Origin of the sequence: Streptomyces cavernicola (assembly GCF_029968035.1) — a bacterium.
Lineage (GTDB): Bacteria > Actinomycetota > Actinomycetes > Streptomycetales > Streptomycetaceae > Streptomyces > Streptomyces cavernicola.
Genome location: NZ_JASCIQ010000056.1, coordinates 35105 through 48017 on the forward strand (window position 1 = coordinate 35105; position 12913 = coordinate 48017).

Annotated in this window: 12 protein-coding genes; 9 read left to right on the forward strand and 3 right to left on the reverse strand. The window is 71.0% G+C overall.

The features are described from left to right. Nucleotides 1-9: 9 nt before the first annotated feature. From QIS96_RS34850 to kynU, 3 genes are read left to right on the forward strand one after another with little or no spacing between them, the layout of a single operon-like run. Nucleotides 10-1392, forward strand: coding sequence for an APC family permease (locus tag QIS96_RS34850; protein ID WP_282546858.1), 1383 nt, complete (start codon nucleotides 10-12; stop codon nucleotides 1390-1392). A 28-nt stretch (nucleotides 1393-1420) separates the two neighbouring features. Then, on the forward strand, nucleotides 1421-2260 hold the full coding sequence (locus QIS96_RS34855) for an MBL fold metallo-hydrolase (protein ID WP_282546859.1): 840 nt from the start codon (nucleotides 1421-1423) through the stop codon (nucleotides 2258-2260). Between the two features lie 17 nt (nucleotides 2261-2277). Then, a complete protein-coding gene (kynU, locus tag QIS96_RS34860) occupies nucleotides 2278-3519 on the forward strand; it encodes a kynureninase (RefSeq protein WP_282546860.1) in 1242 nt (413 codons plus the stop codon). Nucleotides 3520-3583: 64 nt separating this feature from the next. On the opposite strand, the gene QIS96_RS34865 is transcribed toward kynU, so the two are convergent. Beyond that, on the reverse strand, nucleotides 3584-4159 hold the full coding sequence (locus tag QIS96_RS34865; RefSeq protein ID WP_282546861.1) for a fasciclin domain-containing protein: 576 nt from the start codon (nucleotides 4157-4159) through the stop codon (nucleotides 3584-3586). 195 nt (nucleotides 4160-4354) lie between these two features. Continuing rightward, nucleotides 4355-5947 carry a sulfite oxidase gene (locus tag QIS96_RS34870; protein ID WP_408907305.1) on the reverse strand — a complete coding sequence of 531 codons (1593 nt, stop codon included), beginning with the start codon at nucleotides 5945-5947 and terminating at the stop codon, nucleotides 4355-4357. Nucleotides 5948-6155: 208 nt separating this feature from the next. Between QIS96_RS34870 and QIS96_RS34875 the strand changes: the two genes are divergently transcribed. The 6 genes from QIS96_RS34875 (at nucleotide 6156) to QIS96_RS34900 (ending at nucleotide 12565) form a co-directional block, all read left to right on the forward strand. Then, a complete protein-coding gene (locus tag QIS96_RS34875; RefSeq protein WP_282546862.1) occupies nucleotides 6156-6809 on the forward strand; it encodes a fasciclin domain-containing protein in 654 nt (217 codons plus the stop codon). Between the two features lie 255 nt (nucleotides 6810-7064). Next, entirely contained in the window at nucleotides 7065-8381 is a 1317-nt protein-coding gene (locus tag QIS96_RS34880; protein ID WP_282546863.1) for an NAD(P)/FAD-dependent oxidoreductase, read from the forward strand. Beyond that, a complete protein-coding gene (locus QIS96_RS34885) occupies nucleotides 8378-9148 on the forward strand; it encodes a DUF1365 domain-containing protein (protein ID WP_282546864.1) in 771 nt (256 codons plus the stop codon). The genes QIS96_RS34880 and QIS96_RS34885 overlap by 4 nt, the downstream gene beginning before the upstream one ends. Then, nucleotides 9145-10458 carry a class I SAM-dependent methyltransferase gene (locus QIS96_RS34890; RefSeq protein WP_282546865.1) on the forward strand — a complete coding sequence of 438 codons (1314 nt, stop codon included), beginning with the start codon at nucleotides 9145-9147 and terminating at the stop codon, nucleotides 10456-10458. Before QIS96_RS34885 ends, QIS96_RS34890 begins: the two co-directional genes overlap by 4 nt. Next, on the forward strand, nucleotides 10455-11765 hold the full coding sequence (locus QIS96_RS34895) for an SAM-dependent methyltransferase (RefSeq protein WP_282546866.1): 1311 nt from the start codon (nucleotides 10455-10457) through the stop codon (nucleotides 11763-11765). The genes QIS96_RS34890 and QIS96_RS34895 overlap by 4 nt, the downstream gene beginning before the upstream one ends. After that, entirely contained in the window at nucleotides 11762-12565 is an 804-nt protein-coding gene (locus QIS96_RS34900) for a DUF1295 domain-containing protein (protein ID WP_282546867.1), read from the forward strand. Before QIS96_RS34895 ends, QIS96_RS34900 begins: the two co-directional genes overlap by 4 nt. A gap of 47 nt (nucleotides 12566-12612) precedes the next feature. Here the strand turns inward: QIS96_RS34900 and QIS96_RS34905 are convergent. Beyond that, nucleotides 12613-12913 (reverse strand): anti-sigma factor (locus QIS96_RS34905; protein WP_282546868.1); only part of this gene is annotated, 301 nt, incomplete at its 5' end.

The following is a 12913-nucleotide window of genomic DNA, read 5'->3' on the forward strand; positions in this document are numbered from 1 at the left end:
CAGGGACGCATGACATCCCCCGTACGCGTACCTGACGTCGAGGCCAACCTGAAGCGCAGTATCACGCTGCCCCAGGCACTGGGCGTCTCCTTCCACCAGATCGTAGGCGGCGGGGTCATAGCCCTGATGGGTGTGGCCGTCGCTCTCACCGGGGGCGGAGCGCCCCTGGCCTTCGCCATCGCAGCCGTGATGGTGATCGTCTACTCAATGCCGGTCGCGGTGCTCGGCAGTGCCATGCCGGTGACCGGCGGCCGGTACAGCTACGCGGCCCGCCTGATCTCGCCGTCCATGGGCTTCACCACGATGTGGTTCTCGGTCCTGGTCACCATCCAGCTGAGCCTGATGGCGCTGGCGGGGGCCGACTACCTGCACAGCCTGGTTCCGTCCGTGCCGGCGCGGCCGCTGGCCCTCGGGCTGATCACGGTGTTCTTCCTGGCGAATCTGGCCGGCGCCGCGTTCTCCAACCGCCTGGGAATCGTCCTCGCCTTCGTCATGCTCGCGGCGTTCCTGCTCTACGGGTTCGCCGGGCTGCCGCAAGTCGAGTGGAGCACGCTGGGCGAGGTCGCGCCGAACGGCACAGGGAACCTGCTCACGGCGGCCGCTCTGCTCACCTTCGCCGTCACCGGCAGCACGTACGTCGCCGAGCTGGGGCGCGAGATGAAGCGGCCGGGGCGCGACATCCCGCTGTCGATGATCGGCGGCATCGTCCTTTCCGCCGTCCTGTACGTGTTCCTCGCGATCCCGTCGGTCGGCGTACTGCCGGTGCCCGATGTCGCGGGCAAGCCCATGTCGGTGGTGGCCGATCACGTCCTGTCGCCGGGCGGCTTCGCCTTCTTCATCCTGGGCGGAGCCCTCGCGTCCGTGGTGGGCCACATGAACTCGCTGCTGCTCACCGCGACCAAGCCTGTGCTCGCCGCCATCGGCGACGGCTGGCTGCCGCCGCGGCTCGGCGCCGTGAACGAGCGCTACGGCACACCGCACTGGCTGCTCTTCGGCCTCTACCTCATCGGTGCGGTTCCGGTGGTGATCGGGTTCAGCGTCGCCTCCATCGCCGGCATGGTGTCGGTCGCGGCCACGCCGATGCTCGCCATCATGATCATTTCGTCCTGCCGGCTGCGGGCCCGTTACCCGAGGCTGTACGAGGCCGCGCCGTTCCGGATGCCCTGGCGCCTGCACCTCATCACCGTGGCTCTCGGCACGGTCGTGCTGGCCGTCCAGGCGTACCTGCTCCTCGACAAGCTGACCGGGCCGGCCGCGGTGGCGCTGGCGTGCTGGCTGGTGGCGGGCGCCGCCCTGTGGCTCGTGCGCCACAAGCATGCCGATGCGGTCGTCCAGGCCCGCCGTGACGCCGGGGCGGAAAGCGACCTGACCCCTCAGACCACGGCCGACTGAACGTACGTACAACTCTCAGGAGCATCACATGAGTACGCAACTGACCCTTCTCGGCACCGCCGCCGGCCCGGCCCCCAAGCGGACCCGCAGCGCTCCCGCCCAGGTCATCGTCGTCAACGGGGCGAGCTATGTCGTCGACTGCGGCAACGGCGTCGCCCGCCAACTGGCCCTGGCCGGAGTGCCCTTGTCGTCCCTGCGCGGAGTGTTCATCACGCACCACCACTCCGACCACAACGCCGACTACGGCAACCTGTTCCTGCTCGCCTGGGCGGCCAACCTCGAACGCAGAGTTCCCGCCTACGGCCCTCCGCCGCTCACGCGGATGACCGAACAGTTCCTGGCCATGAACCGGTTCGACATCGACACCCGCATCGCCGACGAGGGCCTGCCGCCGCTGGGCGACCTCATCGCGCCGTCCGAGATCACCGAGGCACGCGTGGTGCACGAGGACGAGAACGTCCGGGTCACCGCCACGCTGGTGCACCACCCGCCGATCGCGACCGCCCTCGCCTACCGGTTCGACACGGCCGACCGTTCCATCGTCATCTCCGGGGACACCGCCCCGTCGGAGAACCTGATCCGGCTCGCCTCCGGAGCGGACGTCCTGGTCCACGAAGTGATGTACCTGCCGGCCGTCGACGCCATGGTGGCCGAGTTCAACGGCAAGACCCTGCGGCAGCACCTGCTCGCCAGCCACACCGACGTCGACCGAGTCGGACGCATCGCCCAGGAAGCCGGGGTGAGGACACTCGTCCTGTCCCACTTCGTCCCCACGGACGTCGACATCCCCGACGAGACCTGGCGCAAGCACGCCTCCCACGGCTTCGACGGCGACGTCGTCGTCGGCCACGACCTGCTGACCCTGTGACGGAGAAGAGAGACCCGATGCCCACGACACGATCCGAGTGCGAGCAGTACGACGCCGATGACCCGCTCGCGTCCCTGCGCGAAGAGTTCGTCCTCCCCGAGGGGGTGATCTATCTGGACGGCAACTCCCTCGGCGCCCTGCCGCAGACCGCCGCAGGCCGGGTCGCCGACATGGTCGAGACCGAGTGGGGGCAGGGCCTGATCCGCAGCTGGAACGACGCCGGCTGGTTCGACAAGCCCGGGGTGCTCGGCGACCGCATCGCCCCGCTGATCGGCGCCGGCACGGGTGAGGTCGTGGTCTGCGACTCCACCTCGATCAACCTGTTCAAGGTGTTCGCCGCCGCCCTCGCGATGCGCCCCGACCGCAAGGTCGTCGTCTCCGAGGCGGGCAGCTTTCCCACCGACCTCTACATGATGGAGGGCGCCACCGGGCTGCTCGACGGCTACGAGCGACGCCTGATCGGCGCCGGCGGGCCGACGCTGGAGGACGCACTCGACGAGGACGTGGCGGTCGTCGTCCTCAGCCACGTGGATTACCGCACCGGACGCCTGCACGACATGGTCACGGTCACCGAGCTGGCGCACCGGCACGGCGCCCTGGTCGTGTGGGACCTCTGCCACAGCGTCGGCGCCCTCCCCGTCCACCTGGGCGACTGCCGGGCCGACTTCGCCGTGGGCTGCACCTACAAATATCTGAACGGCGGCCCCGGCTCTCCGGCCTTCCTCTACGTCGCCGCACGGCACCAGGACGTGGCCCGGCAGCCGCTGTCCGGCTGGCACGGTCACGCCAACCCCTTCGCGTTCGCCACCGACTACCGCCCGGCCGACGGCATCACCCGGTTCCGTTGCAGCACCCCCCAACTGCTGTCGTACGCACCGCTGGAGGCGAGCCTCGACATCTGGGAGCGCGTCGACCTCGACCTGCTGCGGGCCAAGAGCCTGCGGATGACGGACCTGTTCATCGAACTCGTCGACCAGGAGTGCGCGGGGCTCGGCCTGGACATCGCCTCCCCGCGTGACGCGGACGCCCGCGGCAGCCAGGTCGCCGTGCGGCACGCGGACGGATACCCCGTGATGCGGGCGCTCATCGACCGCGGCGTCATCGGCGACTTCCGCGCACCGGACCTGCTGCGCTTCGGGTTCACCCCGCTCTACGTGCGCTACGTCGACGTGTGGGACGCGGTGCAGGAACTGCGCGACGTCCTCTCTTCCGAGGTGTGGCGCGACGTCCGGTACGCCACCCGCGCCCAGGTCACCTGACGCCCCGGACGCCCCCGTCACAAGGCGGTGCAGCGGGCGCTGCACCGCCTTGTGACGGGGGGCCTCAGCTCTTGGGCATGAGGACGGTGTCGATGATGTAGACGTGGGCGTTGCCGGTCTTGACGTTGCCGCAGACCACGTTCGCCGAGTCGTTCACCTTGAACTTCTCGCCCGAGCCGGCGGTGGTCAGCTCCCCGCCTTGCAGAGTCTTGAAGGTTCCGTCCTGGAGTTTGTCCGGAGTGATCCGCTCACCCACGACGTGGTACGTGAGGATTTTGGTGAGCTGTGCCTTGTCGTTGAGGACCTTGTCGAGGTCGGCCTTCGGGATCTTGGCGAAGGCGTCGTTGGTCGGGGCGAAGACCGTGATGTCCTTCGCGTTGTTCAGGGTGTCGACGAGACCGGCCTTCTTCACAGCGGTGACCAGCGTCGACAGGGCCGGGTTGTTCGACGCGGCGGTCGCCACCGGGTCCTTGGCCATGCCGTCGAACGAGCCCGCCCCGTCCTTCGGCACCGACGCGCACGCCGGACCGAACGGCCCGTCCATGCCTTGCGCAGAGGCGGATGTGGACAGTGCCATCGAGGCGGGCAGTGCCAGTACCGCGGCGGCGACGAGAGCCTTGCGCACACGTAGAGCAGTCATGATCGAACCTCTCCGGGCGGCGGAAGGCTCTCAGAACCCGCCGCGCCCTGGGTTGGCTGCCAAGCCGGGTGGAGGAGGAAGACCGAGGTCCTCGGCCTGACGTTCCGCATCCACCTACGGGTAATTCGGAGCGGGTCGGGCGGCGGATGTATCGGATGCGGATCTTTCCCGGTTTCCGGCCGCCGGCCCCACGGGTCAGTCGACGGTGACGACGACGGAGTGCCAGCCCGAAGCGCCGTCCGGGATGGTGCGGGTGCGCTTCTCGGTCTGGGTCTCGCCCGTGCCGTCGGTGGCACGGACGGTCAGGGTGTGGGAGCCCTTGGCGGCCGTCCACTCGTACGACCACTGCCGCCAGGTGTCGCGGGTGTCCTCGGCGGCGAGGCGGGCCTCCTTCCAGGGGCCGTCGTCGACCCTGACCTCGACCTTGGTGATGCCGCGGCGCTGCGCCCAGGCGACCCCGGCGATCATCACGGTGCCGGCCGCCGGGCGGGCGAACGGCTTGGGGGTGTCGATACGGGACTGGGTCTTGACCGGTGCGCGCTGCGCCCAGTCCCGCTTCACCCAGTACGTGTCGTACGCGTCGAAGGTGGTCAGTTCGATGTCCTGGATCCACTTGCAGGCGGAGACGTAGCCGTAGAGGCCGGGCACCAGCATGCGTACGGGGAAGCCGTGGACGAACGGCAGGGGATCGCCGTTCATGCCGACGGCGAGCATCGCGTCGCGTCCGTCCATGATGTCCTCGACGGGGGTGCCGATCGTCATGCCGTCCACGGAGCGCGCCACGAGCTGGTCGGCGGGCCCGCCCTCGGACGGCGGCCGGACGCCGTACTGCCGGAGCAGGCGGGCGAGGGGGACGCCGATCCAGCGGGCGTTGCCGATGTACGGACCGCCGACCTCGTTGGAGACGCAGTTCAGGGTGATGGTGCGTTCGACGAGCGGCATCTTCAGCAAGTCGTCGAAGGTCAGGGTCCGTTCGCGGGTGACGCCCTTGCCGTGGATGCGGAGCTTCCAGGTGGTGGCGTCGACTTTGGGTACGACGAGGGCGGTGTCGACGCGGTAGAAGTCGTCGTTGGGCGTCAGGTACGGGCTGATGCCTTTGATGCGCAGTGCGGCTCCGGGGGGTGTGGGGGCGGCTTTGGACGACGGCGCGGGCAGCAGGACGCTCTTGCGCGAGGCGGCCGCGCTGCCCGCCTGCGAACGGTTCAGAGCGCGGCCCGCGAGCCCCGCGCCGGTGGACGCGGCGGCTGCGGCGGTCGCGGCGATGACGAACGCGCGACGGTCGAAGCCGGGCCGGTCTGCTTCCTCCCCTGCGGTGGCGGGGGCCGCGGCCGGTCCGAGGCGGCCGGTCAGCCAGTACAGCAGCAACGCCCCGACCACCGCGCCGACCGTGGACGGCAGGGCGTCGGCCACGCTCGTCGAGTCGGGTCGGCTGGTGGCGGCCAGCGCGCCGACTGCGCCGAACGCGAGGATGCCGAGCGAGCCGACACGGCGCCATCGGCTCGCGAGAACCCCGAGGAACAGCGCCAGGCCGCAGAGCACGACGAGGATGCCGAGTTGCAGCACCAGCTTGTCGCTCTCGCCGAACTGACGGATCGCCCAGTCCTTCACGGGCGTCGGCGTACGGTCGATGGCCGCGCCGCCGACCGCGATGACCGGCCCCGACTCGGGCCGCACGGCTGCCGATACGAGTTCGGCGACCGCGATGGCCGCGTACCCGGCGAGCAGGCCGCAAAGAGCGCCGAGTGAGAGTCGTTTCAGGCTCGGCCTGCGTCTGTTGTCGCCGTCCATGTGGTCGTTCATGTCGTCGTCCACGTTGTCGTTCATGTCGTCGTTCATGTGGTGAATCCGTTCTCGCGCCGGTTCCGGCTTGGCGGTTGGCCCGGACGGGTGGCGGCGGAAGTTTTTTGAGAAGGGGCCAATCCGCCTCCGTACTCGCCTCGGATTACCGGCGATGAGAGCGCAGGGCTCTTACGCATCCGATCGATGAGGGATTGCCATGCAGAATCGTGTCCGTCGTGCCGCCGTCGCTGTCGCCGCTGCTGCCATGCTGCCGCTCGCCCTGGCCGCCTGCTCCGACAGCGGTTCCCAGGACAAGGCGTCCGACAGCGCCTCGGCCCCCGCGTCGAAGGACAAGGAGAAGGAGCCCCAGGCCCCCACTGACGACGCCGAGGGCATGGACGGGCCGTTCGGTCCGGCGTGTGCGTCGGTGCCGAAGGACGGCGCGGGCTCGTTCGACGGGATGGCGAAGGACCCGGTGGCCACCGCCGCGTCCAACAACCCGGCCCTGTCGACGCTGGTCACCGCTGTGAAGAAGGCCGGCCTGGTCGACACCCTGAACAACGCGAAGGACATCACGGTCTTCGCCCCGACCAACGACGCCTTCGCGAAGATCCCGAAGGCGGACCTGGACAAGGTCCTCAACGACAAGGCGCAGCTCACCAAGATCCTCACCCATCACGTGGTCGGTCAGAAGCTCGCCCCGAAGGACCTGGAGAACGGGACGTTCGAGACCCTGGCGAAGACCGAGGTGACCACCACCGGCTCCGGTGAGTCCTTCAAGGTCGCCGACTCGGCCAACGTCGTCTGCGGCAACGTCAAGACCGCCAATGCCAACGTCTACATCATCGACTCGGTCCTGATGCCGAAGTGACGTACGAGAACTGACGCCTGAGAGCCCACGGGGAGTCCGGCCGCCTGCTGCCGGCCGCCGGGCTGCGTGAGGGAGGTGTGCGGCCGCGGGAGTGGGTCCCCGCGGCCGCACAGTCCTGTCGGCAGGCCATGGCCTTCCGTCGAGCCGTACGGCTGGTTCACCGGAAAAGCTGCGCACTCTTCCAATCCGCCACCGCGCCGCCTCCGGATTACCTGTGAGACCGCACCCGCGGGCCGGAGAGGAACGACGATGTCCATGGGGTCAGCGATTACGTCGGGCGAGGCCGAGAGGTTCCCGGCTCCCCAAGGCCGGGGCCGGCCGCGTACGGCGGTGATAGGCAGCGGTGTGGCCGGTCTCACCGCCGCGTACATTCTCGCCCGCGCGCATCACGTCACGCTGTACGAGGCCGACGACCGGCTCGGCGGGCACGCCCACACCCACGACCTGACCTCGCCCGACGGCTCGGCGCACCGCGTGGACTCCGGGTTCATCGTCCACAACCGCCGCACCTACCCGAACCTGCTGCGGCTGTTCGCCGAACTCGGAGTCACCACACAGGAGTCGGAGATGAGCCTGTCGGTGCGGTGCGAGGGCTGCGGCCTGGAGTACGCCGGTGCGCGCGGCCCGGCCGGGTTGTTCGCCCGGCCCCGAAACGCCCTGAGCGCACGGCATCTGCGGCTGCTCGCCCAGGTGCCCGCCTTCCACCGGGCCGCGCGCCGAGTGCTCGCGCGGGACGCCGAAGCGTCGCTCACCCTCGGCGAGTTCCTGGACCGCGAGAGATTCTCCCCGTACTTCCGTACGCATTTCATGACGCCGCTGGTGTCGGCCGTCTGGTCTTGCGATGCCGCCACCGCCCTGCGCTACCCGGCCGCGTATCTGTTCCGTTTCCTGCGCCACCACGGACTGCTCTCCGTCGGCGGATCGCCGACCTGGCGCACCGTCAGCGGCGGCTCGCGCACGTACGTCGAGCGGGTGGCCCGCGCCCTGCACGAGGTGTGCCTCGCGACTCCGGTCCGTGCCGTTCAGCGGCACCCGGACGGCGTCCGTGTCACCGCTGCCGACGGTGTCGTGCGGTCGTACGACTCGGTGGTCGTCGCCACCCACCCGTACCAGGCGCTCCGGCTCCTCGCCGACGCCACCGCGCAGGAGAAGGAAGTCCTCGGCGCGTTCCGGTACTCCCGCAACACCACGCTCCTGCACACCGACACCAGCCTGCTGCCGCGCGCCCGGGGCGCCCGCGCCTCCTGGAACTACCTGATGCCGTCCTGCACGGCGGGCTCCGACCGGGTCCGGGTCAGCTACGACATGAACCGGCTCCAACGCCTGGACGCACCCGAGACGTACGTGGTCACGCTCGGCGGCGAGGACCGTGTCGACCTGGACCTGGTCCGGGCCCGCATGGTGTACGAACACCCGGTCTACACCCCGGAGTCGGTGGCCGCCCAGCAGCGGCTGCCCGAACTCGGCACCCCCGTCACGGCGTTCGCCGGGGCGTACCACGGCTGGGGGTTCCACGAGGACGGCTGCCGCTCCGGCGTCGCGGCCGCCGCGGCGCTCGGAGTGCGCTGGTGACCACCGACCCGGCCCCGGCCCTGTACAGCGTGGCGATCGCGCACGTCCGTACCGCCCCGTGGCGGTACGCGCTGCGCCACCGCTCCTACATGTGGCTGATCGACCCCGACCGCCCGCCCGAACTGCCCGCATCCCTGCGGCCGTTGGCGCGTTTCGACGCCCGCGACCACTTCGACGGCGACCGTCCGACGATCCGCGCCGGACTCGACGCGTTCCTGGCCGGGCACGGCGTGGACCTGGACGGCGGCCAGGTCCTGATGCTCACCCATGCCCGCGTCCTCGGGTACGTGTTCAACCCGCTGACGGTCTACTGGTGCCACGGCCCCGACGGCACCCCGCGCTACGTCGTCGCCGAGGTGCACAACACGTACGGCGGCCGCCACTGCTACCTGCTGCGCCCTGACGCCGAGGGCCGGGCGGTGACCGGCAAGGCGTTCTATGTATCGCCGTTCTTCCCCGTCGACGGCCGCTACCGCATGCGGCTGCCCGCACCCGGCGACCGACTCGACTTGACCGCGCACCTGGAGCGCGACGGCGGCAGGCCCTTCACCGCAACCGTCCGGGGCCTTCGCCGCGAAGTACGTACGAGCACCCTGCTGCGGCTCGCCCTGCGCCACCCGTGGTCCACGCTCGCCGTGTCCGCCGCGATCCGGTGGCACGGCATCCGCCTCTACCTGCGGGGACTGCCCGTACAGCCGCGACCCGAACCAGCTGTGCCAACCGAACCACTCGTACCCGAACCGAGGACCCCGGAGAACGCTTCATGACGACAGCCGAGCCCCGCACCGCCGAGCCGCCCGCCGCCTCCGCCGGGGGTGGGACAGCGGTCGGCCCCGCCGGTCGTCCCAGTGGACCGGACCCGATCCGCTGGCCCGACATAGCCGCCCCCGCTCCCCGCCACGGCCCCCGTACCGTCATCGCCGCCGCCGTGGTCCGACGAGCCCTGAAACAGCTGCCGTTGCGGGTGCGGTTCGCCGATGGCACCGAACTCGGCAAGGGCGGGCCGGTGATCGACGTCCACGACCCGGGGGCCTTCCACGGCCGGATCGGCGCGCAGGGCCTGATCGGGTTCGGCGAGTCCTACATGGCGGGCGAGTGGGACGCCCCCGATCTGGTCGCCGCCCTCACCGTGCTCGCCGCGCACGCCGCCGAGCTGGTCCCCGCGCCCCTGCAACGATTGCGCGCGCTGTGGGCGCCGCGCCGACCGCGCGCGCAGCTCAACACCCCTGGCGGCTCCCGGGACAACATCAGCCACCACTACGACCTGTCCAACGACCTGTTCGCGCTGTTCCTCGACGAGACCCTCAGCTATTCCTCGGGCGTCTTCCGTTCCCTTCCCGCACGGTGGGACCTGCTCGCCGACGCCCAGCACCGCAAGATCGACCGGCTGCTCGACCTGGCCGACGTGCGCGAGGGCAGCCGAGTCCTGGAGATCGGCACCGGCTGGGGCGAGTTGGCGATCCGCGCGGCCGCCCGCGGCGCCCACGTCACCTCGCTCACCCTCTCCGCCGAACAGCGCGACCTCGCCCGCACACGGATAGCGGCGGCCGGGCTTGCCGATCGCGTCTCTGTCGAGCTGTGCGACTACCGCGAGGCACGCGGCACGTACGACGCCGTCGTGAGCGTCGAGATGATCGAGGCCGTCGGCGCCGAGTTCTGGCCGGTCTACTTCCGCACCCTCGACGCGCGCCTCGCCCCAGGCGGGCGGGCCGCCCTGCAGGCCATCACCATGCCGCACGACCGGATGCTCGCCTCCCGCTCCACGCACACCTGGATCGGCAAGTACATCTTCCCCGGCGGGCTGCTGCCCTCGACGCGGGCCGTCGCCGAGACCATGCGCGATCACACCGGGCTCACCGTCGACCGCCGCGAGCCCTACGGCCCGCACTACGCCGAGACGCTCAGGCTCTGGCGCGAACGGTTCACCGAGCGGGCATGGGAGGTCGAGGCGCTGGGCTTCGACGCGACGTTCCGCCGCATGTGGAACTTCTACCTCGCCTACTCTGAGGCCGGGTTCCGCTCCGGCTACCTCGACGTCCAGCAGTACCTGCTCACCAAGGAGGCCGCCGCCCGATGACCACCACCCGTCCCGCCCGGACCGCGGCGGCCCACCGCCTCGCGGCACTCGCCGCATCCGCGCTCGGCGGCCCACTGCCCGTACGGCTGCGCGCCTGGGACGGCAGCGAGACCGGCCCCGCCGACGGCCCCGTGGTGGTCGTACGCTCCCGGCGCGCCCTGTGCCGACTCCTGTGGCAGCCGGGCGAGTTGGGGCTCGCGCAGGCCTACGTCACCGGGGAGCTGGACGTCGAGGGCGACCTGGCCGAGGGGCTGCGCGCCATCTGGGCAGCCGCCCGGGAGCAACAGCTGGGCGCACCCCGGCTCTCCCTCGCCGACCGGCTCCGCGCCGCCGGCGCCGCCGCCCGACTCGGCGTCGCGGGCCCGCCGCCGGCCCCGCCCGCCTCCCAGGCCCGGCTGCGCGGCGCCCTGCACTCCAAAGCCCGCGACCGCGCCGCCATCAGCCACCACTACGACCTGTCCAACGCCTTCTACCGGCTGCTCCTCGACGAGACCATGGCCTACTCGTGCGGCTACTGGGTCGGCGAGGAACCGGAGTTCGGCCCCGCGGACGCCCAGCGCGCCAAGCTGGAGCTGATCTGCCGCAAGCTCAACCTCATGCCCGGCGCCCGGCTGCTCGACATCGGCTGCGGCTGGGGTTCCCTCACCCTGCACGCCGCCGAACGCCACAAGGCCCACGTCACCGCCGTGACCCTCGCCAGGGAACAGGCCACGCACGTACGCGAGCAGGTGCGCGCCCGCGGCCTCGGCGACCGGGTCGAGGTGTTCTGCCAGGACTACCGCGACATCGCGGGCGGTGGGTACGACGCGGTCGCCACCGTGGAGATGGGCGAATATGTCGGCGACGCCGAGTACCCCGGCTTCGCCGCCACGCTGCACCGGATGCTCCGCCCGCAGGGGCGCGTCCTCGTCCAGCAGATGTCCCGGGGCGCGACGGCCCCCGGAGGTGGCGCGTTCATCGAGGCGTACATCGCCCCGGACATGCATATGCGCCCCCTCGGCGAGACCGTCTCATTCCTGGAGACGGCGGGCCTTGAGGTCCGCTCGACGGAATCCATGCGGGAGCACTACGTCCGCACGATCGAGGCCTGGCACCACACCCTTGAAGAGCGCTGGGACGACGTCGTGGGCCTTGTCGGAGTGGAGACGGCGCGGGTCTGGCGGCTGTATCTGGTCGGCGGGGCGCTCGCCTTCGAGGAGCGGCGGATGGGCGTGGACCAGGTCCTCGCCGAGCGCCCGGCCACCGACGGGCAGGACAGCCGCCCGCCGACTCCCTGGAACTGGTACACGGGATTGGACCGGCTGTGAACGGATTCCTCTGGGGTGACTTCGCGGCCGGCCTGCCCTGGTCCGCCCTCGCCGCGCTCGCCGTCATGCTCGTCACCTTCGGTGTCGCCGTGCGCAAGGGCATGCACCGGATCGTCGACATCGCCTGGGGCCTCGGCTTCACCGCCGTCGCCCTGGTGAGCCTCATCGCCTCGGCCGGCGCGGGCGGCGACCCGGTCCGGCGCACCCTCGTCACCGTGCTGACGGCCGTATGGGGTCTTCGGCTGGCCGCGCACATCGCCCGCCGCGGCCGGGGCCACGGGGAGGACCCGCGCTACGCCCGCATGCTGGCCAAGGCCTCCGGCGACCCGCACCTGTATGCGCTGCGCATGGTCTACCTGCTGCAGGGCGCGCTGGTCTGGCTGGTGTCCCTGCCGGTCCAGGCCGCCCACTATGTACCGGAACCGATGGGCCCGCTCGCCTGGGCGGGCGTCGCGCTGTGGGCGGTGGGGCTGTTCTTCGAGGCGGTCGGCGACGCGCAGCTGGCCCGGTTCAAGGCCGACCCGGCGAACCGGGGCCGGATCATGGACCGGGGCCTGTGGCGCTACACCCGCCACCCGAACTACTTCGGCGACTTCCTTGTGTGGTGGGGCCTCTTCCTGTTCGCGGTCGGCCCGCTCGCCGTCGCCGCCACCGTCGTCGTCGCGCCGCTCGTCATGTCCCTGCTCCTGACCCGGGGCAGCGGACAGCGCCTCCTCGAACAGCACATGTCCAGCCGTCCGGGATACGACGACTATGTGGCCCGCACGAGCGGCTTCTTCCCACGACCGCCCCGCAATTGAGCCTGCCGCCCGGCCACCGACACGTCGGTGGCCGGGCGGCGTACGCCTCAGGCGGGCAGCGGCATCAGGGCCAGCGGGGCGGAGGTCGGCTGTGCGGAGCCGCCAGCCGGCTCGACGGTGATGCCCATGCCGGACGCACCGCCCACCGCACCGCTCATCAGCACCGTCTGCCCGCTGCGGCCAGGCTCCATCAGCCCCGCGGAGCGCATCTTCCCGCCGTCGTCGAACCACAGCTGGTACGTCTTGCCCTCGGGCGGCGGGGCCATCCCGGAGACCACGAACACGGCCCGATCCTGGCGCTTGGAGACGACGACCGTGCCGGTCGCTCCGTCGCCCAGCTTCACCGTC

What these genes read in the sequence shown, in the direction of transcription:
- QIS96_RS34850 (WP_282546858.1), top strand. Translation starts at nt 10, where the DNA reads ATGACATCCCCCGTACGCGTACCTGACGTCGAGGCCAACCTGAAGCGC.
- QIS96_RS34855 (WP_282546859.1), top strand. Translation starts at nt 1,421, where the DNA reads ATGAGTACGCAACTGACCCTTCTCGGCACCGCCGCCGGCCCGGCCCCC.
- kynU (WP_282546860.1), top strand. Translation starts at nt 2,278, where the DNA reads ATGCCCACGACACGATCCGAGTGCGAGCAGTACGACGCCGATGACCCG.
- QIS96_RS34865 (WP_282546861.1), bottom strand. Translation starts at nt 4,159, where the DNA reads ATGACTGCTCTACGTGTGCGCAAGGCTCTCGTCGCCGCCGCGGTACTG.
- QIS96_RS34870 (WP_408907305.1), bottom strand. Translation starts at nt 5,947, where the DNA reads ATGGACGGCGACAACAGACGCAGGCCGAGCCTGAAACGACTCTCACTC.
- QIS96_RS34875 (WP_282546862.1), top strand. Translation starts at nt 6,156, where the DNA reads ATGCAGAATCGTGTCCGTCGTGCCGCCGTCGCTGTCGCCGCTGCTGCC.
- QIS96_RS34880 (WP_282546863.1), top strand. Translation starts at nt 7,065, where the DNA reads ATGGGGTCAGCGATTACGTCGGGCGAGGCCGAGAGGTTCCCGGCTCCC.
- QIS96_RS34890 (WP_282546865.1), top strand. Translation starts at nt 9,145, where the DNA reads ATGACGACAGCCGAGCCCCGCACCGCCGAGCCGCCCGCCGCCTCCGCC.
- QIS96_RS34895 (WP_282546866.1), top strand. Translation starts at nt 10,455, where the DNA reads ATGACCACCACCCGTCCCGCCCGGACCGCGGCGGCCCACCGCCTCGCG.